Here is a 21,885-nt window from a genome sequence, read left to right on the forward strand (position 1 = left end):
GCGCGGGCGGATCGTTCGTCGTCGGGCTGAATCGTCAGGCCGCCAGGATCTCGGGCCAGGCCGAGACGTGGGCGCCGTGAGCGGGCAGGCGCCGCTCCATCTCGCCCTCGAGCCAGAGCGTCGCCTCGCGCAAGGGCGCGAGCGCGATCCCGGTCGCGACCCGGTCGCGCTCCAGCATCGAGACGAGGTCCTCGGTCGCGATGTTGCCGGTGGCGCCGGGCGCGAACGGGCAGCCGCCGAGGCCGCCGAGGCTCGCATCCAAGACCGTGACGCCCGAGCGCAGCGCCGCGTCGGCATTGGCGTAGCCGGTGTTGCGGGTGTTGTGGAAATGCGCCCGCATCGGCAGGCCCGGCACGGCCTGCGCCAGGGCGGCGAAGCGCTCCTCGACGATGGCGGGCGTCGCGACGCCGATCGTGTCGGCGAGCGAGATCTCGTCGACGCCAGCCTCGGCGAGCGCCCGGGCGATCTCGATCACCCGGGAAAGCGGCACCTCGCCCTCGAACGGGCAGCCGAAGGCGACCGCGATCGTCACTGACCGGAACAGGCCGGCCGCCTTCGCCCGCCCGGCGAGGCGGTCCCAGGCCTCGACGAGGCCGCGGGCCGTCGTTCCCTGGTTGCGGGCGGCCATCGTGTCGGTCGCCACCGCCACGAAGCTGATCTCGCGCAGGTTGGCGGCCAGCGCGCGCTCGAAGCCGCGCTCGTTGAGGACGAGGCCCGAGACGCTGAGGCCCGGCAGGTCGACGACCCGCGCCAGCACCGCCTCGGCATCGGCCATCTGCGGCACGCGCTTCGGGTTGACGAAGCTCGCCGCCTCGATCCGTTTCAGGCCCGCGGCCGCGAGCCTCCGGATCATCTCGACCTTGGTGTCGGTCGAGAGCAGCCGGTCCTGGTTCTGCAGCCCGTCGCGGGGACCGACCTCGACGACGGTGAGGGAGACGGGGCGCCGTACGGTCATGTCATGTTTCCCTTTGCACACGCTCCCCTCTCCCGGACGACGGGAGCGACGCGGAAGGAGGTCCGGGACAGGGGGAGGCTTGAGACGCGATGTCGGCCCTCGCGCTTTCGCAGGCTCACGCGGCGTCCCGCGCCGACCCGCCGATCACCTTGTCGGCGACGAGCCGGGCGAGGTCGGCCGGCGCAAGGCCGAGGAGCCCGCGGAAGATCTCGTCGTTGTGCTGGCCGAGTTCCGGGCCGGCGGTGACGACCCGGCCGGGATTGGCCGAGAGGCGGGGTGCCACGTTCTGCATCTTGAGCGAGCCGAACAGCGGGTGGGCGACGTCGACGATGGTCTTGCGCGCCTTGAAATGCGCGTCCTCCAGCATCTCGGGGGCGCGGTAGATGTCGCCGCGGGGCACGCCCGCCTCGTCGAGGATGCGGCCGAGCTCCTCGCGGTCGAGGGCCGCCGTCCAGGCGGCGATGAGGGCGTCGAGCTCGGCCTGGCGCTTGCCGCGCTCGGTATGGGTGGCGTAGCGCGGGTCGGCCGCGAGCTCGGGTCGGCCCATCGCGGCGGCGAGGCGCTTGAACACGCTGTCCTGGTTGGCGGCGATCAGCACGTAGACGCCGCTCTTCGTCGGGTAGACGTTCGAGGGGGCGATGTTCGGCAGGATCGCGCCGGTGCGCTCGCGGATGTAGCCGGTCTTGTCGTACTCGGTGACGAGGTTCTCCATCACGGCGAGCACCGCCTCGTAGATCGCGCTGTCGACGATCTGGCCGCGGCCGGTCCGGGTGCGGGCGTGCAAGGCCATCAGCCCGCCGACGCAGGCGAAGGTGGCGGCCAGCGTGTCGCCGATCGAGATGCCGGCCCGCGAGGGCGGGTTGGAGGGATCGCCCGCGACGTAGCGCATCCCGCCCATCGCCTCGCCGATCGCGCCGTAGCCGGCCTTCTGCGAGTAGGGCCCGCTCTGGCCGTAGCCGGAGACGCGGATCATGATGAGCCGCGGGTTGATCGCCGACAGTGCGTCGTAGCCCAGGCCCCACTTCTCCATCGTGCCGGGGCGGAAATTCTCGATCAGGATGTCCGACTGCGCGACGAGGCGCCGGATCAGGTCCTGGCCCGCCGTCTCGCGGGCGTTGATCTCGATCGACTTCTTGTTGCGGGCGATGACCGGCCACCACAGCGACTGGCCGTGCGGCTTCTCGCGGCCCCATTCCCGCATCGGATCGCCGGCGCCCGGCTGCTCGATCTTGATCACCTCGGCGCCGAAATCGGCCATCAGCTGGCCGCAGAACGGCCCGGCGAGGAGCTGGCCCATCTCGAGGACGCGCAGGTCCGACAGGGCTGGTGCAAGGGCAGGTTCCGTGGTCTGGATCATCCGGCGTTCCTCTTGTTCCCCGGACCCTAGTCTGGCAAATTTGTCTGGACAAGTAGCGAGCGCCGGCTTCGGAGGGAAATGTGTCCGGCAGGGCGATGGGTGTGTGGGAGCCGGGCGCCGAGGAGGCGGGCCCGCTCAACGAACGGATCGCCCGGGCGCTCCAGGAGGAGATCCGCGCCGGCCTGCACCCGGTCGGCGCGACCCTGCCGACCGAGACGGCCCTGTGCGCCCGCTTCGAGGCGAGCCGCTTCACGGTGCGCGAGGCCCTGCGCAAGCTGGTCGAGAAGGGCCTGGTCGAGCGCCGCCAGGGCGCCGGCTCGACGGTGATCGCGACGAGCGCGCAGCCGGGCTTCGCCCAGGTCTTCGACGACCTCGCCGACATGTTCGAGTACGCCCGCGACACACATTTCGACGTCGCCACGCTTGGAATGATCCAGGTCGACCCGGAGGTCGCCGGCTTCGTGCAGGCGCCGGTCGGCACGTCCTGGCTCAAGGCGGAGGGCGTGCGCTGGACCGCCGCGCGCGACGCGGCGATCTGCTTCGTCAGCGTCTACGTGCATGCCCGCTTCGCCCCCCTGCTCGCCGACCTGCGCGAGGTGGGAGGCGCGGTCTACGGCCTCGTCGAGGCGCGCTCGGGCGAGCTGATCGCCGAGGCCCTGCAGGAGATCACCGCCCGCCCGATGCCGCCCCCGGTCGCCCGCGCCCTCAAGCGCCCGCGCGGCAGCCCGGCGATGCGCTTCGTGCGCCGCTACTACGACGTCAGCGGCGGCGTCATGCTGACCTCGGTGAACTGGCACCCTGGCGAGGAGTGCCGCTACACGACGCGGATCCGGCGGGGGGAGTGGCGGGCGTGAGGCTGCTCCCGAGCGTGCGGGTCGTGCGAGGACAAGGTGCGGGCTCCCCCGGCCCTCGTGCCCCGACGCTGCCACATCGCCATTGACAGACCGGAAACGAAGGCTAACCTGTCCGGACAACTGCATCGATGCAGGATGGGGATGCCGCAAAGGCGCCCCGCGCCCTTCGCGCCAGCGGGGCGGCCAGGGAGGAACAGATGGGTCAGGCCCGCAAGCTGCGCGCGCTCCTCGCGCGCCCCGAGATGGTCGTGGCGCCCGGCGCCTATGACGGCATCACCGCGAAGTTCATCGCGCAGGCGGGCTTTCCGGCGGTCTACATGACCGGGGCGGGCACCGCGGCGGCCCTCGGCTACCCGGATTTCGGCCTCGTGACGATGAGCGAGATGGCGGCCAATGCCGGCAGCCTCGCGCGCGCCGTCGATGTGCCGGTCATCGCCGACGCCGATACCGGCTACGGCAACGAGCTGAACGTCACCCGCACGATCCAGGAATACGAGATGCGCGGCGTCGCCGGCCTGCACATCGAGGACCAGGTGAGCCCGAAGCGCTGCGGCCACCTCGACGGCAAGGAGATCGTGCCGCGCGAGGAGTTCGTGGCGAAGATCCGCGCCGCCGTGGCGGCCCGGCGCGACCCGGATTTCCTCGTTATCGCCCGAACCGATTCCCGCGCCGTCGCCGGCTTCGACGAGGCGGTGGCGCGCGCCAACCTCGCGCTTGCCGCCGGCGCCGACATGGCCTTCGTCGAGGCGACGCAGAGCCTCGACGAGATGCGGGCGGTGCCGGCCCAAGTGAGGGGCCCTTGCCTCCTCAACGTGGTGCGCGGCGGCAAGACCCCCGACATCGCCATGCCGGACGCGCAGGCGATGGGCTACCGGCTGGCGATCCTGCCGAGCCTCCTGTTCGGGCCGCCATGGAGGCCTTCGACGCGGCCCTGACGACGCTGAGGGAGACCGGCGCCCCGCCGAGCTCGGCCGGTGCGCCGGCGATCCGCGATCGATTCCGTCGGCTCGGCGCCGACCAGTGGGAGGACTTGCGGACCCGGTTCCGGGACGGCGACCGCGACGCCCCCGCCGTCGCGGCCGAGTAGACGCCATGGCCCGCACCCTCCTCGACAAGCTGTGGGACGCCCACGTCGTCGCCGATCTCGGTGACGGCTGGTCGCTCCTCCACGTCGACCGCCACCTGCTGCACGACCTCTCGGGCACGGCCGGGCTCGACGCCCTGGCGGCGAGGAGATTGCGGGTGCGCAACCCGGAGCTCGCCTTCGCCACCGCCGACCACGCGGTCTCGAGCGCCCCCGGCCGGACCGGCGAGAGCTACGCCCCGGGGGCGCCGCTCTGGGCGGGCCTGCGGGCGCGCGCGGCGGAAGCCGGCCTGCACTATTTCGAGCTCGGGCAAGTCGGCCAGGGCATCGTCCACGTGATGGGGCCGGAACTCGGCATCACCCTGCCGGGCGTCAGCCTGATCTGCGGCGACAGCCATACCTGCACCCATGGCGGGCTCGGGGCACTGGCCTTCGGCGTCGGCTCGTCGGAACTGACCCACGCGCTCGCCACCCAGACCCTGCGCCAGAAGAAGCCGAAGAGCCTGCGGGTGCGGTTCGAGGGCGCGATGGGCCGGGGCGTCGCCCCAAGGACCTGATCCTGCACCTGATCGGCCGGCTCGGCGCCGATGCCGGCACGGGCTACGCCGTCGAGTATGCCGGCTCGGCGGTCCGGGCCCTCGGCATCGAGGGCCGGATGACGGTCTGCAACCTCTCGATCGAGCTCGGCGCCAAGATCGGCTTCGTCGCGCCCGACGACACCACCTTCGCCTACGTCGAGGGCCGCCGCTTCGCCCCGAAGGGCGACGACCTCGCCCGGGCCGTTGCCCACTGGCGCACCCTCGCGAGCGATGCCGACGCGGCGTTCGACCGCGAGGTCGTCGTCGACGTCGCCGAGGTGACGCCGACGGTGACCTGGGGAACCAGCCCCGAGCACGCCATCGCGATCGACGCGGCGATCCCCGATCCGCAGGGAGCGCCGGATCCCGAGCGGCGCGAGGCCTGGCGGGCGGCGCTCGACTACATGGGCCTCGAGCCGGGCCGGCCGCTCGCCGGTACCCCGGTCGACTGGGTGTTCATCGGCTCCTGCACCAATTCCCGGATCGAGGACCTGCGTGAGGCCGCCGCCCTCGCCCGCGGGCGCCACGTCGCGCCCGGCGTCACCGCCTGGGTGGTGCCGGGATCCGAGCGCGTGAAGCGCGACGCCGAGGCCGAGGGGCTCGACCGGGTGTTCCGCGAGGCGGGCTTCGCCTGGCGCGAGCCGGGCTGCAGCCTCTGCGTCGCCGCGAACGGCGAGCGGGTGCCGCCGGGGGCGCGCGCCGTCTCGACCTCGAACCGCAACTTCGTCGGACGCCAGGGCCCGGGCGCGCGCACCCACCTCGCGAGCCCCGCCATGGCGGTGGCGGCGGCGGTCACCGGCGCGATCACCGACGTGAGGCGGATCTGATGCAGCCCCTCACCGCCGTCACCGGCCCGGCAGCGCCCTTCTTGGAGCCGAACGTCAACACCGACGTCATCATCCGCATCGAGCGCCTGACCGGGGTGCCGCGGGAGGATCTCGGCCGCTACGCCTTCGAGGCGCTGCGGCACGCGCAAGGGGGCGATCCCGCCTTCGTCCTCGACACGCCTCCCTTCCGCGGCGCGCCGATCCTGATCGCCGGGCGCAACTTCGGCTGCGGCTCGTCGCGCGAGGGCGCGGTCTGGGCGCTGATGGGACTGGGATTACGGGCCGTCATCGCCGAGAGCTTCGGCGACATCTTCTTCAACAACTGCTTCCAGAACGGCCTGCTGCCGGTCGTGCTGCCGAAGGACGCGGTCGATCGGCTCGCCGCCGCGGCGAGGACGGGAGAGCCCGTCACCGTCGACCTCGTCGCCCGGGAGGTGCGCGCACCGTCCGGCGAGGGCCTCCCGTTCGCGATCGATCCGCAGCGGCGGCAGGCCCTCCTGGACGGCCTCGACGAGATCGGCGCCACGCTGACGCGCGAGGCCGAGATCACCGCGTGGCAGGCGCGCGACCGCGCCGCGCGGCCCTGGATCTGGGCCACCGCCTGACGACGACGTCGAAGAAAAGCCGGCAGAACGGGAGAGAAGCGATGATCGTGAGAACCTTGCGGGCCGGCGCCGTGAGCCTGCTGCTCGCCGGCGCGGCCCTCGCCGCCCTGCCGGCCCGGGCCGAGACCATCACGGTCACGCATTGGGGCTCGGCCTTCTACGGCGCGCCCTACGCGGTGGCGCTGGAGAAGGGCTTCTTCAAGAAGCGCGGCCTCGACATCACCGGCTTCCTCACCTCGGCCGGCGGCGGCACCTCGGTGCGCAACACGCTCGCCGGCGAGGTGCCGTTCGGCGAGGTGGCGCTGCCGGCGGCCATCCTGGCGATCCAGTCCGGCCAGCCGATCAAGATCATCAGCGGCGGCGTCGAGAGCGTCGAGGACATCCTCTGGATCACGCAACCCGACGGCAAGGTCGGCTCGCTCGCCGACCTCAAGGGCAGGAAGGTCGCCTACACGGCGCCGGGCTCGGTCACCAACATGATCATCCTCAACTGCCTGCAGAAGGCGGGGCTGGAGCAGAAGGACCTGCAGCTCGTGGCGGCTGGCGATCTCGGCGCCAACCTGTCGGCGGTGCTCAACCGCGCGGTCGACGCCGCGATGTCGGGCGAACCGCTGTGGTCGGGTAACCAGGGCAAGGTCAAGGCGGCGTTCTGGGCCAAGGACTGCATGAACCCGGCGCTCACCCAGACCGTGGGCATCACCACGGCCGAATTCGCCAAGACCGGCGGCGACAAGCTGCGCGCCCTGATCGAGGCCCGGCGCGAGGGCGTCGCCTACATCAAGGCTCATCCGGACGAGGCGGCCGACATCGTCGCCAAGGCCTATAGCGGCGACCCGAAGGTGTTCCGCGAGGTGTTCAAGCACTTCGTCGGCTTCGAGTACTTCGGCGATGGCCGGCTGCGCTACGACAACATGAACCGCATGCTCGACGGCATGAAGCTCGTCGGCCGCCTCAAGGGGCGGTCGAATGGGGCCAGGTCGTCGACACGTCCTTCCTGCCGAAAGACCTCCAGGCCTCGCAGTAGGGAGCCGTCATGGCCGTCGTTGCCCTCAGCGCCGATCCCCGCGGGATGTCCGCCGAGACCCGCGAGATCCACGCCGCCCTGCGCGGGGTCACCCGCGTCTACGGCCGGCTCGCGGCCCTCGGCCCCCTCGACCTCGACCTCGTCAAGGGCGAGTTCTTCTCGGTCGTCGGCCCGTCCGGCTGCGGCAAGTCCACCCTGCTCGACGTCCTGTCCGGGCTCGGGCGGCCGAATGCCGGCAGCGTGACCTTCGAGGGCGCGCCGGTCGCCGGCGTGCCGGACGGGATCGGCATCGTGTTCCAGGAGGACGCCTCGTTCCCCTGGCTCACCGTCCGCGACAACGTCGCCTTCGGGCTCAGGCGGGCCGGGGCCGATCCGGCCGAGATCGCCCGCCGGGTCGATTACGCCCTCGGCTTCATGGGGCTGACCGACTTCGCGGGCGCCTATCCGGCGCAGCTCTCGGGCGGCATGCGCCAGCGGGTCTGCATCGCCCGCACCCTGGTGACGCAGCCGCGCCTGATCCTGCTCGACGAGCCGTTCGGGGCGCTCGACCAGCAGACGCGCCTGCTGATGGGCGACGAGCTCCTGCGGCTGTGGCGCGAGACCGGCGCCACGGTGCTCCTCATCACCCACGCCCTCGACGAGGCGGCGATGCTGTCCGACCGCATCGGCGTGATGTCGTCGCGGCCCGGCCGCTTCATCGAGATCGTCGAGACCGGCTGGCCGCGCGAGCGCGACAGCCGCATCGTGGCGGAGGAGCGCTTCGGCCAGGTCACCGCCCGGCTGTGGTCGCACCTGCGCGAGGAATCGCTGAAGGCGATCGGCAAGAAGAGCGCATCATGACGCGGGAGCGCGCCGTCACCCTGACCCGCATCGCCTGGATCGCCGGCTTCGTCGTGCTGCTCGAGGCGGTGTGCCGCCTGCACCTCGTCAACCCGCTGACCCTGATCCCGCCGAGCGAGATGGCCACGACCCTGTGGGGGATGCTCGCCTCCGGCGAGATCGCCGGCGACATCGCCCGCACCTTCTCCACCGTGGCGGTCGCCGTGGTGCTGGCGGTGGCGATCGGATTCGCCCTGGGCGTCGCGATCCACGCCCTGCCGCGGGTCCGGCAGGGTCTCGATCCGCTGCTGGCCTCGTACTACTCGATCCCGACCTTCGTCTTCTACCCGCTCTTCGTCGCCATCTTCGGGCTCAACAGCGTGCCGCTGATCGTGCTCGGCATGGCGTTCGGGGTGCCGGCGATGATCCTCGCCACCCTCAACGGGCTCGACCGGGTGCCGCGGGTGCTGATGCGCACCGCCCGGTCTTATAGGCTCGGGCGGCTTTCCACCCTCGCCCACGTGGTGATGCCGAGCGCCCTGCCCTACCTGCTCACCGGCGTGAAGCTGGCGCTCGCCTACGCCTTCATCGGCATCATCGCGGGCGAGTTCATCCTGGCCGATGCCGGGCTCGGCCACGCCATCGCCTATGCCTATGACGGCTTCGAGAACCGCACGATGTACGCCTTGATGCTGTTCGTGCTCGTGGTGGTCACGGGACTGAACATGACCCTGCACGCCTGGGAGGGCCGCCTGATGCGCCGGCGCGCACGCGCATGAGCGGCTCCGCCGCGCTCTCCGCCAGAGCCTCGGCAGCCCGCCCGCGCGGCCCGTGGCTCCTCGACGGGCTCGTCACCGTCGTCGTGCTGCTGGGCCTGTGGCAGGGGCTCCACGCCTACGCCGGCGAGGCGGCGATCGCGTCGCCGCTCGCGGCCTTCCGGCACCTGTCGGGCCTTCTCGCGAGTGCCGGCTTCTGGTCGCATGCCGGCGCCACGCTCACCGCCTTCGCGGGGGCCCTCGTGATCTCGGCGCTGCTGGGCATCGGGCTCGGGCTGATCCTGGGCCTGCGCCGCTTCGCCGGCGAGGTCGCCGAGCCGATCCTGGCCGGCCTCTACTCGATCCCGAAGGTCACGCTGTACCCGGTGATCCTGCTGGTCTTCGGCCTCGGCCTCGGCGCCAAGGTGGCGTTCGGAGTGATCCACGGCGTGATCCCGATCACGCTGTTCACCTTGACGGCGATGAAGGGCATCAACCCGGTGCTGATTCGCACCGCCCGGGCGATGCGCCTGAGCCAGGCCGCGACGATCCGCACGATCCTCGCCCCCGCCGTGCTGCCCGAGATCGTCACGGGCCTGCGGGTCGGGTTCTCGCTGACGCTCCTCGGGGTGCTGGTCGGCGAGATGTTCGCCTCGCAGAAGGGTCTCGGCTTCCTGATCGTCAACGGCATCAGCCTCCACAACGTGCAGCAGACGACCGCGGTGATCCTGATGCTGGTGATCGTCGCGGTGGCGGCGAACGGCGTGCTGCTGTGGCTCGACCGCCGGTTCATCCACCGCGCCGCCTGAGCGCAGTGCCCGACCGCGCTCACGAAGGGATGGTACTTCTTGCCCATATCATAGCCGGACGGGTCGATCGTGCGCCCCCTCTTTCCGCGCTCTCGACGCATTGGCTGTCAATGATCGCTGCCGTTGGGCCGGCCTCGCGTCCTGCTTGTTGGCGGCAGATAACGTGAAAGAAGCGAGGGATGCGCAGGATATTTCCACAATAATAAATTAGATCAACTCAGCTATACGCTATGGAGAGAGGGGAAACATATTTCTTGTTGGTGTGCAATTGGAGCATAGTGACAATTAATTCATCAACAAATTGACTGCTGTACCAATATCAACAGTTATTTCGCTTCCTCCGCGTTGGGCAGGGCGGAGAAGGGGAGAAACAAGCACCAATTCCTCATCCATCAAATCGGTGGGATAGCGAATCTTGCTGCACTCTTACCACTGGCCGGTAATTGCCTGCTACCGATAATAAGTTGTAATAGAAATTATATTTACAAATTACATATCGATTTAATCAATGTCAGCCGGCCCCGCAAACGAGGCCGGCGACTTTTATGCCTATCCTTCCTTGAAGCCGTATTCGGGAACGCCCTCTTCGTTGCCGTAGTATTTATAGGGCAAAAACTTGCCCGACAGGCTCATCTTGACCCGATCGCCCTTGTTGTTGGGCTCACGCTCCATCGTCATGTTGAAGTCGATTGCCGACATGATGCCATCGCCGAAGTCCTCCTGGATCAGCTCCTTCCAGGTGGTGCCGTAGACCATCACCAGCTCGTAGAAGCGGTAGATCAGCGGATCGGTCGGCGGCATCTGGGGGATCGAGCCGCGATAGGGCGCCTCGTTCAGCATCCGCTCCTCGGCCTGCGTCAGCCCGAACAGGGCGGCGGCTTTCGCCGCTTGCGCCTTCGGAAGCTTCATCTGGCCCATGCAGGCGGCGGTGATCAGGATCGGCGAGATACCGCCGATCTCCTCCTGGATATATTTCCAGGTCCAGCCCTTCTCGCGCTTGATGTCGAGCAGCTTCTCGGTGAGGTCTTCGCGCTTCATGAGGGTCTCTCCATGGAAATCGGGCCGTCCCGCGGGGCGGCGCGTGGCAGGACTCGGAATTGGACGGGAGGCATTCAACTCCCCACGCCCCATCCCGTTCGGCGCGGTCCCGGGCACCGGTCGTAGAAGGTGGCGCGGCGTCGTCCCCGGGACCGGAAGGGGTGGTGGCGCCGGTCAGGCCCGGCGGGAGGGCGGCTCTGCCGCGATCGCGGCGGCATCGGCCTCGCTGAGCGACGGGCGGACGACCGGCGGGTGGCGCTGGTCGTAACCGGCCGGCATCGCGTCGCGCAGGGTCTTCGAGCGCGACACGAGGAAGTCGATCAGGTGGTTGCGGAGCGCATAGTAGCCCGGCGCGTGGTGGAGCTGGGTGCGGTCGCGGTCCCTCTGTAGCGGGTTCTCGACGATCTCGGCGACCTTCGCCTCCGGACCGTTCGTCATCAGGACGATCCGGTCGGCGAGGTAGATCGCCTCGTCCACGTCGTGGGTGATCATGAACACAGTCTGACCGGTCTCGACGCAGATGCGGCGCACCTCGTCCTGCAGCGTGCCGCGGGTCAGCGCGTCGAGAGCCGAGAACGGCTCGTCCATCAAGAGGATCTTGGGCTCGATCGACAGGGCGCGGGCGATGCCGACGCGCTGCTTCATGCCGCCCGACAATTCGGACGGCTTTTTGTGCTCGGACCCAGCGAGCCCGACCGTAGCGATCGCTTTCTTCGCCCGTGCCTCGATCTCGGCCTTCGGCGCCTTGCGCCAACGCGACGACACCGCGTAGGCGACGTTGCCGAGCACGCTGCGCCACGGCAGCAGGGCGTGACCCTGGAAGATCACTGCCCGGTCGAGGCTGGTGCCCTGGAGCGCCTGCCCGTCGACGATCACCGCACCCTCGGACGGCGCCTCAAGCCCTGCCAGAATGTTCAGTACCGTCGTCTTGCCGCAGCCGGAATGTCCGATCATGCAGACGAATTCGCCGCGCCGCATCGGCAGCCACAGGTTCTCGAAGATCGTCGTCGTCTTACCCCCGGCGCAGGATAGCGCCGGGCAATCCCCTCGATCGAGATGAATTTTTCGGAAGTGGACATGCGGCCGGTCCCGGCATTCTGGTCGGGGACGGCACCGGAGATGCGCCGCACGAAGGGAAGGAGCTTGCTCATGGTCTTGCGCCTCACTCGGGGAAGGTGACGAGGCGCTGAGCGCGGGCGAGCAACTGGTCGAGGATCATGCCGACGACGCCGATCAACAGGATCGACGTGATCACGTTGGTGATCGAGAGGTTGTTCCACTCGTTCCAGACGAAGTAGCCGATGCCGGTGCCGCCAACGAGCATCTCGGCCGCGACGATGACGAGCCAGGCGATGCCGATCGAGATGCGCATGCCGGTGAGGATGGTCGGGGCAGCCGCCGGCAGGATCACCGTGAAGGCGCGCCGGACCGGTCCGACCTCGAGCGTGCGGGCGACGTTGAGCCATTCCTTGCGGGTGGTCGACACGCCGAACACCGTGTTGATCAGCATCGGCCACAAGGAGCAGATGAAGATCACGAAGATCGCCGACAGCCCCGAATCCTTGATCGTGTAGAGGGCGAGCGGCATCCAGGCGAGCGGCGAGACCGGTTTCAGGATCTGGATGTAGGGGTCGAGCGCGCGGCTCATCAGCGGCGACATGCCGATCAGGAAGCCGACGGGAATCGCGACCAGCACCGCAAGCCCGTAGCCGAGCGCGACGCGCCCGATCGAGTAGGCGAGCTGGATGCCGAGCCCCTTGTCGTTCGGGCCGCGGTCGTAGAACGGGTCCTTCAGGTGCCGCCAGAGCGTCGCGCCGACATCGAGCGGGCCCGGCATCGCCGATTTGCCGGTGGTGGCGGTGGCGCCCATCAGGGCGGCGTATTCGGGGTCCATCGCCTCGGTCTTGGCGGTCCCACTCACCGCGACCTGCCAGACGAGCAGGATCGCGGCAAGCAGCGTCAGGGCGAGGACCGCGGCGCGGATATTGAGTGAGCGCGTCATGATTCAGCCAGCCCGCTTGATCGGGAACGATTCGAGGTATTCCTTCGGCTTTGCCGGGTCGAAGGTCTTGCCCATCACGACGAAGCTCTTGGTGGTCGTCTCCGGCGGCGTGAGGCCGTCCTGCCTCATCAGGCGGGCGGCGTCGGTTGCAAGATAGACTTGTTTTGCCACCGCGGCGTAATCGACGTCGCCCTTGATCTGACCCCAGCGCTTCATCTGGGTCAGGATCCACACCGCGAAGGACTGCCAGGGGAAGGCGTCGAAATCGACCCGGTCGGGCACCCGGCGCACCTGGCCGAGCCCATCCGCGAAGGTGCCGGTGAGCACCTGCTCGACGACGGTCAGCGGCTGGTTGAGGTAGTTCGCCGGGGCGATCGCGGCGGCGATCTCCTTGCGGTTGTTCGTGTGCGAGGCGTAGGCCGTCGCCTGGATGATCGCCCGCAGCAAAGCCGCGTAGGTGTTCGGCGTCTCCTTGACGAAGGCCTCCGAGGCCGCGAAGGCGCAGCACGGGTGGCGGTCCCAGATCTCCTTGGACAGGATGTGGATGAAGCCGACGCCGTCATAGACCGCACGCTGGTTCACCGGATCGGGGGCGAGGAAGCCGTCGATGTTGTCGGCGCGCAGGTTCGCCACCATGTCGGGCGGCGGCACGGCGCGGATCTGCACGTCGGTGTCGGGATCGACGCCCGCTTCCGCCAAGTAGTAGCGCAGCAGGTAGTTGTGCATCGAGTAGTCGAAGGGTACGGCGAGCTTGAAGCCCTTCCAGTCCTTCGGGTTGCGCCGGTCCTTGTGCTTCATCGCCAGGGTGATCGCCTGGCCGTTGACGTTCTCCACCGCCGGCATCGTGTAGGCCTGTGGCGTGGAGCCGAGACCGAGCGAGATCGCGATCGGCATCGGTGCCAGCATGTGGGCGGCGTCGTATTCCTTGTTCAGGGTCTTGTCGCGGATCACCGCCCAGCCGGCGGTCTTCACCACCTCGACGTTGAGGCCCTGCTTCTCGTAGAAGCCCATGGGCTTGGCCATGATGATCGGCGTCGCGCAGGTGATCGGGATGAAGCCGACCTTCAGGTCGGTCTTTTCGGGCTTGGCCCCTTGCGCGAAGGCCTCGGTGACGAGCTTGGTGGGCAAGAACTGGCTCACCGCCGCGAGCGCCGTGGCGGCGCCGACGCTGCGCAGGAAGGCCCGGCGCTCGGCATCGTGGGGGAAGAGCGCGCGCATCACCGCGCCCTCGACGGCCCGCTCCAGGGCGGCATCGCCGGTCGGTGCGGCATCCTGCGCTGCATCGTGGGCGGCCTGGCTCGGATGGGCGCCGCAGGAACAGCTGCCGCGGGCGAGGCGGCGTTTGGCATCGAAGGGATTGTCGAACAGGGCCATCGGCGCCTCGCGCGGTTCGGGACGCAAAAGGATGGGCAAGCGGCGTGCCAATCCGGCCGATCATGAAAAATCGTTCTGCACCAATGGCTTGTATCGATGGTGCAAAGTTACGAGATCTCGTGTAAAACGAAATCTCGTAGCGCGTCGACGAGATCTCGTGATGTTCGACCCGAGCCTGGAGAGGGCTGTCGATCCTGCCCGGCCGAGCCGCTTCGGAGCGGTCTTCGAGGCCGGCGCCGAGGCCATGCTGGTGCTCGACCCAGATGCCGACCGGATCGTCGCCGCCAACGCCGCCGCGGCGCGCCTCCTCGGCCAGGCACGGGATGCACTGGTCGGGATGGCGGCGAGTACGCTGCATCCAGGTCAGTTGCCGGCCTTGATCGTGTTCACGCAGGGCGTCCAGGCCAAGGGCCGCTGGTGGACCCACACGCTCACGCCCCGGCACGGGGCCGGCCGCGCCCTCTCGATCGAGACCGTCGGCACGGTCCTGCCGGACCGGCTCGTCCTGTTCACCCTGTTCGACCTCGACGAGCGCCGCCAGCGCCAGGTCGACCGCGAGGCCGACCGCCACATGCGCGCCGGCCTCTCGGAATGGCAGCGGATGGAGCGGATCTTTCGCGACATCGAGCGCGAGAACCAGCTGATCCTGCGCGCGGCGGGGGAGGGCATCTACGGCGTCAATGCCGAGGGGGTGACGACCTTCGTCAACCCGGCCGCCGAGCGCATGCTCGGCTGGTCCGCCGCCGACCTCGTCGGCCGGGACATGCACGCCGCCGTGCACCACACCCACCCGGACGGCTGCCACTACCCCACCGGGACTGCCCGATCTACGCCGCCTTCCGGGACGGCGCGGTGCATCAGGTCGACGACGAGGTGTTCTGGCGCCGCGACGGCACCTCGTTCCCTGTCGAGTACACCTCGACGCCGATCCGCGACCGCGGCGCGCTCGTCGGCGCCGTGATCGTGTTTCGCGACGTCAGCCAGCGCCGCGAGGCGGACGAGCGCCTGCGCCACGCGCTCGCCGAGGTCGTGTCCCTGCGCGAGCGCCTGGAGCTCGAGAACGCCTACCTCAAGGAGGAGATCCGGGCCGGCAGCCATCACCAGGGCATCATCGGGCAGAGTCCGGCCATCGAGGCGATCCGGCGCCAGATCGACCTCGTCGCCAGCACCGACGCCACGGTGCTGGTCACCGGCGAATCCGGCACCGGCAAGGAACTGATCGCCCGCGCGATCCACGAGGCGAGCCGCCGCCGCGGCCGCCCGCTGATCCGGGTGAACTGCGCCGCGGTGCCGCGCGAATTGTTCGAGAGCGAGTTCTTCGGCCATGCCCGCGGCGCCTTCACGGGGGCGTTGCGCGACCGCGTCGGGCGGTTCGAGCTGGCGGACGGCGGCACGCTGTTCCTCGACGAGGTCGGCGAGATCCCCCTCGATCTTCAGGGCAAGCTCCTGCGGGTGCTCCAGGAGCGCTCGTTCGAGCGCGTCGGCGAGGAACGCACCCGCGCGGTCGACGTGCGCCTCGTCGCGGCCACGAACCGCGACCTGAAGGAGGAGGTCCGCCAGGGCCGCTTCCGCGGCGACCTCTACTTCCGCCTCAACGTCTTCCCGATCGGCGCGACACCCTTGCGCGAGCGGCCGGAGGACATCCCCCTCATCGCCCGGCACATGCTCACCGGCGCCGCCCACCGCCTCGGCGTGCCCGAGCCCCGCCTGACGGAGGGCGATGTCCGCCGCCTCATCCGCTACGGCTGGCCCGGCAACGTGCGCGAATTGGAGAACGTGATCGAGCGCGGCGTCATCCTGGCCCAGCGCGGGCGCCTGCGCCTCGACCTGTCGGAGGGGGAGGCCGAGGAGGCCGCCCCGGGCGAGGCTGCCGCCCGGCCCGATCACTCCGCCGCCGCGTCCGGTCACCGTCCGCGCAGCGAGGCAGAGCGGCGCGCCCGCGACCGGGCCGAGATCGTCGAGGCGCTGGCCCTGTGCGGCGGCAGGGTATTCGGGCCGGGCGGCGCCGCCGAACTGCTCGGCATTCGCCCGACGACGCTTGCATCCCGCATCAAATCCCACGGTATCAAGAAGCCCTGATGGCCGGACGATCCGGAGCCGCCGGGGTCATTGCAGCTAGAGCCCGTTGCCTAAGCCAGACCGGGAGCTGCAACGACGGCGTGATGACGCGTGAGCGTCGCGACAGTGTGGGTCGACCTCGAAGTGGGACCCCACCCGGACGACGATTTATGATTTTAAATCAAACATTTAAGATATATTTGCGACGGGGATCCGCTTCAGTGCTGATACACAGGCGCACGAGGAGGTGCGGCGCAGCGCCCGCATCGACGCCCTGTTCAACCACCTCGTCGAGTCCTTCCGGGCCTACTGCTCGCGATAGGGCGCGGATTTGCGCGGGACCGGCCGGCGAACTGGCGGAGGCGAGATGATCGATGCGGCGGCACAGCCGCATGCCGGCCAGCGTTCCGGCGGATCGGCCTCGATCCTTCAGAAGCGCCGATGCGCCATGTCGGAAGCCGCTCCAGCGGTGCCGGCCCCCATGCCAGGCCAAGCCACGGTGCCAGCCATCGTGATGGCGGTAGTGCCAGTGGTAGCCGCCCCGGCGGTGGTAGCCGAAGCGGGGATAGCCAGGCCCGTAGACGAACGGGCGATACGCGTAGGGCCGCCAATTCGGTCGGCACCAGCCATCATAGACGCGGTGGAAGCCAGGACCGCATCCGTCGCGGGCCTCCGCAGCGGGTGCGGTGAGCAGCATGCCGGACGCCAGGGCGATGGACATGACGAGCTTGCGGATCATGGCGCGCTCCATGGGCGTCCGGCGGGAGGCCGGACGTCGCGGGTCACAGGAGGGGTGGGTTCAGTTCGGCCAGCAGCGGCGGCCGTAGGGACCGATGTGGAAGCCTGCCGGGCATGACACCCCGCGGACGTAGCCGCCCCACTGGCCGCCCGGACGGCAGTAGCCGTAGATGCCCCGGTGGGCGTAAGGCCCGTATCCGCCGTAGACCTGGATGATCTGGGGCCCGTCGGCCCCGTCGGACACCGCGTCCTGGACCAGCGGCATGGCGGTGGCCGGCACCGCGAGGGCGGCAATCAATACAGCGGGGGCGAGGACCTTCAGCATCGGGAATCTCCTTCTCGAATGGAACGGCACGGTGCCGCCCCGTCCCGGCGGCGGTCGTGCCGCATCGGTCGAGTGAAGGTTCGCCCTCGCAGTCATCCCACGTGTTATACCAACGGCCCTAAAGTTTGACCTGTGCCCAGTCCCGCGCGGTGATGGAGGTGACGAGGTCTGGGTCGTTGGTGAAGAAGTTCCAGGCGTCGCAGCAGGCGTCGACGATCTGCTGGTAGGTGCGGTAGACCCGGTGGGCGAGCTTGTTCTGGCGCAGGTACTGCCAGACCAACTCGATCGGGTTCAGCTCTGGAGACGAGGCCGGCAAGTGTAGCAACGTGATGTTGTCCGGCACCACCAGGCCGCGCGGGCGAGGCTTCTTGGCGGTGCCGTGATAGCCAGCCCCGTCCAGCACCAGGATCGCGTGCGCGCCGGGCGCCACCTGCCGGCTGATCTCGGCCAGATGCAGCGACATCATCGCGGTGTTGACCGTCGGCAGCACCAGAGCCGCGCTGGTGCCCCGCGCCGGGCAGGCCGCTCCGAACAGGTATGTCCACTTGTAGCGCTGGTCGCGCGGCGCTCGCGGGCGTGTCCCCTTGCGCGCCCAGACCCGCGTCAGCGTGCCCTGCTGGCCGACGCGGGCCTCGTCCTGGAACCAGATCTCGAGCGGCTTGCCGTGGGCGGTCTCGGGGAGGAGTTCCGTCACCCGCGAGGCGAAGGTTTTTTAAAAGCCTCCTGTGCCGCCTCGTCGGCCTTGGGATGCTGCGGGCGCACCGAGAGCCGCACGAAGCCGAGCTTGGCCAAGTGCTTGCCGACCGTACGCTCGTGCATCTCGACCCCGAACAGCTCCCTGATGCGCGCCTGCAGGTCGACCCGGCGCCAGCGCACCACGCCATCCGTGTCCACGTCCGGCCCCGCCTCGACCAGGGCGGCGAGTTGCTGCATCTGCTCGGGCGTCAGCTTGGCGGCGCGGCCCGGCGCCTTACGGTCGCGCAGACCCGCCAGACCCTCGGCGTTGTAGCGATGCACCCAGTCGCGCAGGGTCTGGCGGTCCATCCCACAGGAGCGGGCCGCTCTGGTGCGGTCGGCGCCCTCCAGCACCAGAGCGAGCGCCAGCATCCGACGGGCCGCCGGAATGCTCGGTGCCTTGGAGGAGGCCGCGCGCAACTCCTCGGCGGTCAAATCCGTGCGGGTGATAGCGATCCCGGCCATGGCGATCTCTCCTGATCCGGCAACCGAATCAGAAGCCAAGCCGCGGCGCAACACGCCGAGTCACACTCACCGGCCGTTGGTATGAGCTCCGAAGGGGCTCAGGAAGCCCGAAGGGCGAGGGTGAGGGGGTGTTTCCGAAGGAGCCTCATCCGGAAACACCCCCTCACCCTCGCTCCGGCTTTCGCCTCCGCTCACTTCATCGACGACAAGGTCGATGAAGTCCTCTCCCCGCCCGCGGCAGGGCTGTCCGGGGAAAATTTGGGTCTGGGTGCATGCCCTGCCACGCCGGAGGTGATCCGGGAGTTGTCCGGTTGTCGAGACACGAACATCCGGGCAGGACATGCACCCCAGCGATACCCGCTTCGCCCAGCTGCTGGAAGGCCTCGATCGCCAGCAGATCGCCCAAAGCGTCGCGCGCCACGGCGCCGACGCCTACGACAAGTGCTTCTCCTCCTGGGATCACCTGCTGGCCCTGATCTTCGCCCAGCTCAGCCCCGCCGCCAGCTTGCGCGCCCTGGAGGTCGCCTGGAACGCTCACGCCGCGGCCCATCCCCAGCTCGGCACCGGGCGGCTGCATCGCTCGACCCTCTCGGATGCCAACCAGCGCCGCCCCCTGGCGGTGTTCACCGAGACCTTCGCCCGCCTGGTCGGCCAACTCGACCGTCGCCTGCGCCGCGACGGACGCACCTTGCTGCGCCTGATCGATGCCACCCCGATCCCGCTCGGCGCCCTGCACGGCTGGGCCCGCTCGAACGGCCGCATCCGCGGGATGAAGCTGCACCTGGCCTACACACCCGAAACCCACCAGCCCCGCCTGCTCGACCTCACCCCCGCCACCCGCAACGATGCCGAGATCGGCCGCCGGATCCCGCTGGAGCGCGGCGCCACATACGTCTTCGACAAGGGCTATTGCCACTACGGCTGGTGGAGCGCCATCGCCGAGGCCCAGGCGACGTTCGTCACCCGACCCAAGACCAACATGCGCCTGCGCGTGCGCACCGGCCGTCCCCTGCCGCCCGAGCCCGAGCGGGAGGGCGACGGCTTCACGCTGCTGGCCGATCACGAGGTCGCCCTGGCCAGCAAGGGCGACTCGCGCCTGGGCATGGGCCTGCGCCGGATCCAGTTGCGCCGCCACGAGGGCGGAGCACGCCTGACGCTGGTGACCAACGACCTGACCCGTCCCGCCACCCAGATCGCCGCCCTCTACAAGACGCGCTGGCAGATCGAGCTGTTGTTCCGCTGGCTCAAGCAGCACCTGGCGATCCGCCGCTTCCTGGGCCACAGCGAGGAAGCCGTGCGCCTGCAGTTGGTGGCGGCGATGATCACCTTCGCGCTGCTGCGCCTGGCGCTGCGCCGCCACTGCCCGCGCGTGCCGATCCTGCGCTTCGTCGACCTGCCGCGACAGGGCTTGTTCGAGCCGCAGACCTGGGCCGAGGTCCGGGCCCTGCTATCGCCAAGACCGACCGCAACCAGGCGCAGAAGGAGGACGGCCCATGCCTCCTAACTTCCCCGGACAGCCCTGCGCCCGCGGGGAGAGGGAATTTCCTGCGCCTCGTCTTTCCCCGGACAGCCCTGCGCTCCCGGCGAGAGAAAAAACCCGCGCCTCTTCTTTTCCAGCATAACCCTGCCGCGCGAAGGATGAGAAAGCCTGACGCCTCGTCTTTCCTCGAACCGCCCACCCGCCGAAGACTCTCGGATCGAGCGTTTAGGGTTTCCTTAACCACGACCCGCGATGGTTCGCTCACATGAACACCGAGGAGATCGGGATGGATCACGTCCAGACGAGCATCCGTGAGCGGGCCTATGCCCTGTGGGAGCGGGACGGCCGCGTGCCGGGCCGTGACGAGCATTACTGGCGCATGGCCGAGCAAGAACTCGCCGCGCAGGCGCTGGCGATCGCGACCGAGGCGCCGGCCGCGGTGGAAGCCGTCGCCGCCAAGCCCGTGCGCAAGCCGGCGGCCCGCAAGCCGGCGACCAGGAGCGCCGCCGCCAAGACGGTGGCCGAGGTGGCCGAGGCCGTGGCGAAGCCGGCGCCGCGCCGCCGCCGCGCCGCCGCGGGCGAAAACGTCACCACCCACTAAACCGACCGTCGGACGCGGACCGCGCCCGGCCTCAGCCCCTTCCGCCTTGCGGGAGGGGTTTTTCGTCGACGATCCGCGCCGGCATCGCGGCGCGGCGGCGGACCCGCCACAGCACCGCGACCAGGGCGACGTCGACCAGCCCGAGGATCATCAGCGCCAGCAGCGTCGCGTCGGTCCCCGCATGGGCGATCAGGTAGGCCGCGGCGGACGGCGCGAGCGCCTGGGCGGCGAGGTTCGGCTTCGCCAGCCGGCCGAGCAGGGCGGCGTAGCGCTCCGGCCCGAACACGGCGAGCGGCAGGGTCCCCCGGCCGATCGAGTAGAGGCCGTTGCCCGCGCCGTAGATCACCAGAACCAGGCCGAGCGCCGGGAGCCCGCTCCACAGCAGGCCCAAGCCGACCGCCATCAGCATCACCGCGACGGTGAGCGTCCAGATCGGATGGTGCCGGCTGCGGTTGGCGACCTCCATGAGACGCGCACCCACCTGCGCCGGCCCGATCAGGGTGCCCAGCGACACCGCCGCCGCCAGCGACAGGCCGCGATCCTGCAACAGGGTCAGCAGGTGGACGGAGAAGATCGAGGTGCTGATGCCGGTGCAGGTCACGATCGCGGCGAGGACCAGGAAGACCGGCCGTTCCGAGGCATCGAGCGAGACCGTGTCCGACCGGCCGCCCTTCGCCGATTTGCCCGTTGCTTGTCCCACCCCTGGCCGCGGCGCGGCAGGCGGGACCAGCCCCAGGATCAGCGGCAGGCACAGGCCGAGTTCCAGCGCCGCATAGGTCAGGCAGGTGCCGCGCCAGCCGAGATGCGCGAGCAGGAAGGCCGAGAGCGGCCAGCACAGGGTGCTGGAGAAGCCGCCCCACAGGGTGAGCGCGGTGATCGCCGGCCGCGCGTCGGCCCCGTAGAGCCGCCCGAGGGTCGCGAAGGCGGCGTCGTAGAGCCCCGACCCCATCCCGGCGCCGATCACCAGCCAGGCGAGGGCGAAGACCGGCAGGTTCGGGGCCAGCGCCAGCAGGACGAGCCCGAGCGCCAGCAGCCCGGTCGAGACCGCCAGCACCGGGCGCCCGCCATGGCGGCCGATCATCCGGCCGGCGGTCGGCGCGACGGCGCCCGCCACCAGCATGCCGGCGGTGAGGCTGCCGAAGATCCAGGGCAGCCCCCAGCCGGTCTCCGCCGCGATCGATGGCCCGAGCACCGTCAGCAGGTAGTAGCTGCAGCCCCAGGCGAAGATCTGCACGATGCCCAGCGCCGAGATGACCGGCCAGCGCCCTTGAACGATCATAGCAAGCGGCCCCTCGTGAGCGCCCGGCGGAGTCGCGTCGGCACGCCGACACGTCGTGCGGGCAGTGTCTTGGTTCGTCGCAGATTTTTGTCGCGAAACCGGCAGCCGCCCTGGCGCAATCTG

The 21,885-nt window shown here is 69.8% G+C and carries 17 protein-coding genes and 7 pseudogenes; 12 read left to right on the forward strand and 12 right to left on the reverse strand.

Features of this window, described 5'->3' with window-relative positions:
- Positions 1-34: 34 nt before the first annotated feature.
- Together F1D61_RS16785 and F1D61_RS16790 are read right to left on the reverse strand one after the other, a co-directional pair.
- The gene (locus F1D61_RS16785; protein ID WP_203152835.1) at positions 35-955 is read right to left on the reverse strand and encodes a hydroxymethylglutaryl-CoA lyase; all 921 of its coding nucleotides are present in this window, start codon (positions 953-955) and stop codon (positions 35-37) included.
- Between the two features lie 115 nt (positions 956-1,070).
- Entirely contained in the window at positions 1,071-2,312 is a 1,242-nt protein-coding gene (locus tag F1D61_RS16790; protein ID WP_203152836.1) for a CaiB/BaiF CoA transferase family protein, read from the reverse strand.
- 80 nt (positions 2,313-2,392) lie between these two features.
- Here F1D61_RS16790 and F1D61_RS16795 point away from each other — a divergent pair, with 80 nt between their 5' ends.
- From F1D61_RS16795 to F1D61_RS16830, 9 genes and pseudogenes are all read left to right on the forward strand, one after another.
- Positions 2,393-3,166 carry a GntR family transcriptional regulator gene (locus F1D61_RS16795; protein ID WP_203152837.1) on the forward strand — a complete coding sequence of 258 codons (774 nt, stop codon included), beginning with the start codon at positions 2,393-2,395 and terminating at the stop codon, positions 3,164-3,166.
- A gap of 197 nt (positions 3,167-3,363) precedes the next feature.
- Positions 3,364-4,101, forward strand: coding sequence for an isocitrate lyase/PEP mutase family protein (locus F1D61_RS16800; protein WP_203152838.1), 738 nt, complete (start codon positions 3,364-3,366; stop codon positions 4,099-4,101).
- A complete protein-coding gene (locus F1D61_RS16805; RefSeq protein ID WP_203152839.1) occupies positions 4,077-4,253 on the forward strand; it encodes a hypothetical protein in 177 nt (58 codons plus the stop codon). The genes F1D61_RS16800 and F1D61_RS16805 overlap by 25 nt, the downstream gene beginning before the upstream one ends.
- Before the next feature lie 5 nt (positions 4,254-4,258).
- Positions 4,259-5,655: pseudogene (gene leuC, locus F1D61_RS16810) on the forward strand (3-isopropylmalate dehydratase large subunit).
- Positions 5,655-6,260 carry a 3-isopropylmalate dehydratase small subunit gene (gene leuD, locus F1D61_RS16815; protein ID WP_203152840.1) on the forward strand — a complete coding sequence of 202 codons (606 nt, stop codon included), beginning with the start codon at positions 5,655-5,657 and terminating at the stop codon, positions 6,258-6,260. The pseudogene leuC and the gene leuD overlap by 1 nt, the downstream one beginning before the upstream one ends.
- Before the next feature lie 41 nt (positions 6,261-6,301).
- Positions 6,302-7,054 (forward strand): annotated as a pseudogene (locus F1D61_RS34275) (ABC transporter substrate-binding protein); the annotation flags it as partial.
- Positions 7,055-7,329: 275 nt separating this feature from the next.
- Positions 7,330-8,124, forward strand: a complete 795-nt coding sequence (locus F1D61_RS16820; RefSeq protein ID WP_203152841.1) for an ABC transporter ATP-binding protein — start codon at positions 7,330-7,332, stop codon at positions 8,122-8,124.
- Positions 8,121-8,882: an ABC transporter permease gene (locus F1D61_RS16825; RefSeq protein WP_203152842.1), complete on the forward strand. Its 762-nt coding sequence runs from the start codon at positions 8,121-8,123 to the stop codon at positions 8,880-8,882. Before F1D61_RS16820 ends, F1D61_RS16825 begins: the two co-directional genes overlap by 4 nt.
- On the forward strand, positions 8,879-9,667 hold the full coding sequence (locus F1D61_RS16830; RefSeq protein ID WP_203152843.1) for an ABC transporter permease: 789 nt from the start codon (positions 8,879-8,881) through the stop codon (positions 9,665-9,667). Before F1D61_RS16825 ends, F1D61_RS16830 begins: the two co-directional genes overlap by 4 nt.
- Positions 9,668-9,702: 35 nt before the next feature.
- On the opposite strand, the pseudogene F1D61_RS34280 reads toward F1D61_RS16830, so the two are convergent.
- The 6 genes and pseudogenes from F1D61_RS34280 to F1D61_RS16850 form a co-directional block, all read right to left on the reverse strand.
- A pseudogene (locus F1D61_RS34280) lies at positions 9,703-9,812 on the reverse strand (IS5/IS1182 family transposase); the annotation flags it as partial.
- Positions 9,813-9,981: 169 nt separating this feature from the next.
- Positions 9,982-10,081: pseudogene (locus tag F1D61_RS35400) on the reverse strand (IS5/IS1182 family transposase); the annotation flags it as partial.
- A gap of 135 nt (positions 10,082-10,216) precedes the next feature.
- Positions 10,217-10,705 (reverse strand): cyanase, encoded by a 489-nt coding sequence (gene cynS / locus F1D61_RS16835; RefSeq protein ID WP_109971081.1) that lies wholly within the window; start codon positions 10,703-10,705, stop codon positions 10,217-10,219.
- 174 nt (positions 10,706-10,879) lie between these two features.
- Positions 10,880-11,856: pseudogene (locus F1D61_RS16840) on the reverse strand (ABC transporter ATP-binding protein).
- Between the two features lie 11 nt (positions 11,857-11,867).
- On the reverse strand, positions 11,868-12,707 hold the full coding sequence (gene ntrB, locus F1D61_RS16845; RefSeq protein ID WP_203152844.1) for a nitrate ABC transporter permease: 840 nt from the start codon (positions 12,705-12,707) through the stop codon (positions 11,868-11,870).
- Positions 12,708-12,710: 3 nt separating this feature from the next.
- The gene (locus tag F1D61_RS16850) at positions 12,711-14,081 is read right to left on the reverse strand and encodes a CmpA/NrtA family ABC transporter substrate-binding protein (RefSeq protein ID WP_203152845.1); all 1,371 of its coding nucleotides are present in this window, start codon (positions 14,079-14,081) and stop codon (positions 12,711-12,713) included.
- Between the two features lie 244 nt (positions 14,082-14,325).
- Between F1D61_RS16850 and F1D61_RS16855 the strand changes: the two are divergent.
- A pseudogene (locus tag F1D61_RS16855) lies at positions 14,326-16,160 on the forward strand (sigma-54 interaction domain-containing protein).
- Positions 16,161-16,587: 427 nt separating this feature from the next.
- Here F1D61_RS16855 and F1D61_RS35405 read toward each other — a convergent pair.
- From F1D61_RS35405 to F1D61_RS16870, 3 genes and pseudogenes are all read right to left on the reverse strand, one after another.
- A pseudogene (locus F1D61_RS35405) lies at positions 16,588-16,878 on the reverse strand (GCG_CRPN prefix-to-repeats domain-containing protein); the annotation flags it as partial.
- 60 nt (positions 16,879-16,938) lie between these two features.
- A complete protein-coding gene (locus F1D61_RS16865; protein ID WP_203152846.1) occupies positions 16,939-17,202 on the reverse strand; it encodes a hypothetical protein in 264 nt (87 codons plus the stop codon).
- A 118-nt stretch (positions 17,203-17,320) separates the two neighbouring features.
- Positions 17,321-18,402 (reverse strand): IS630 family transposase gene (locus F1D61_RS16870; RefSeq protein ID WP_203152847.1). Its coding sequence is split into 2 segments (ribosomal slippage): positions 17,321-17,910 and positions 17,910-18,402, totalling 1,083 coding nucleotides; the frame shifts between segments, so codons are not numbered across the junction.
- A 340-nt stretch (positions 18,403-18,742) separates the two neighbouring features.
- Here F1D61_RS16870 and F1D61_RS16875 point away from each other — a divergent pair.
- Entirely contained in the window at positions 18,743-19,906 is a 1,164-nt protein-coding gene (locus tag F1D61_RS16875) for an IS4 family transposase (RefSeq protein WP_203152848.1), read from the forward strand.
- A gap of 262 nt (positions 19,907-20,168) precedes the next feature.
- Positions 20,169-20,483, forward strand: a complete 315-nt coding sequence (locus F1D61_RS16880; RefSeq protein ID WP_203152849.1) for a DUF2934 domain-containing protein — start codon at positions 20,169-20,171, stop codon at positions 20,481-20,483.
- Between the two features lie 31 nt (positions 20,484-20,514).
- Here the strand turns inward: F1D61_RS16880 and F1D61_RS16885 are convergent, their stop codons facing one another.
- Positions 20,515-21,762: an MFS transporter gene (locus F1D61_RS16885; RefSeq protein ID WP_203152850.1), complete on the reverse strand. Its 1,248-nt coding sequence runs from the start codon at positions 21,760-21,762 to the stop codon at positions 20,515-20,517.
- Positions 21,763-21,885: the final 123 nt, after the last annotated feature.

Source organism: Methylobacterium aquaticum (genome assembly GCF_016804325.1).
GTDB classification, from domain to species: Bacteria; Pseudomonadota; Alphaproteobacteria; order Rhizobiales; family Beijerinckiaceae; genus Methylobacterium; species Methylobacterium aquaticum_C.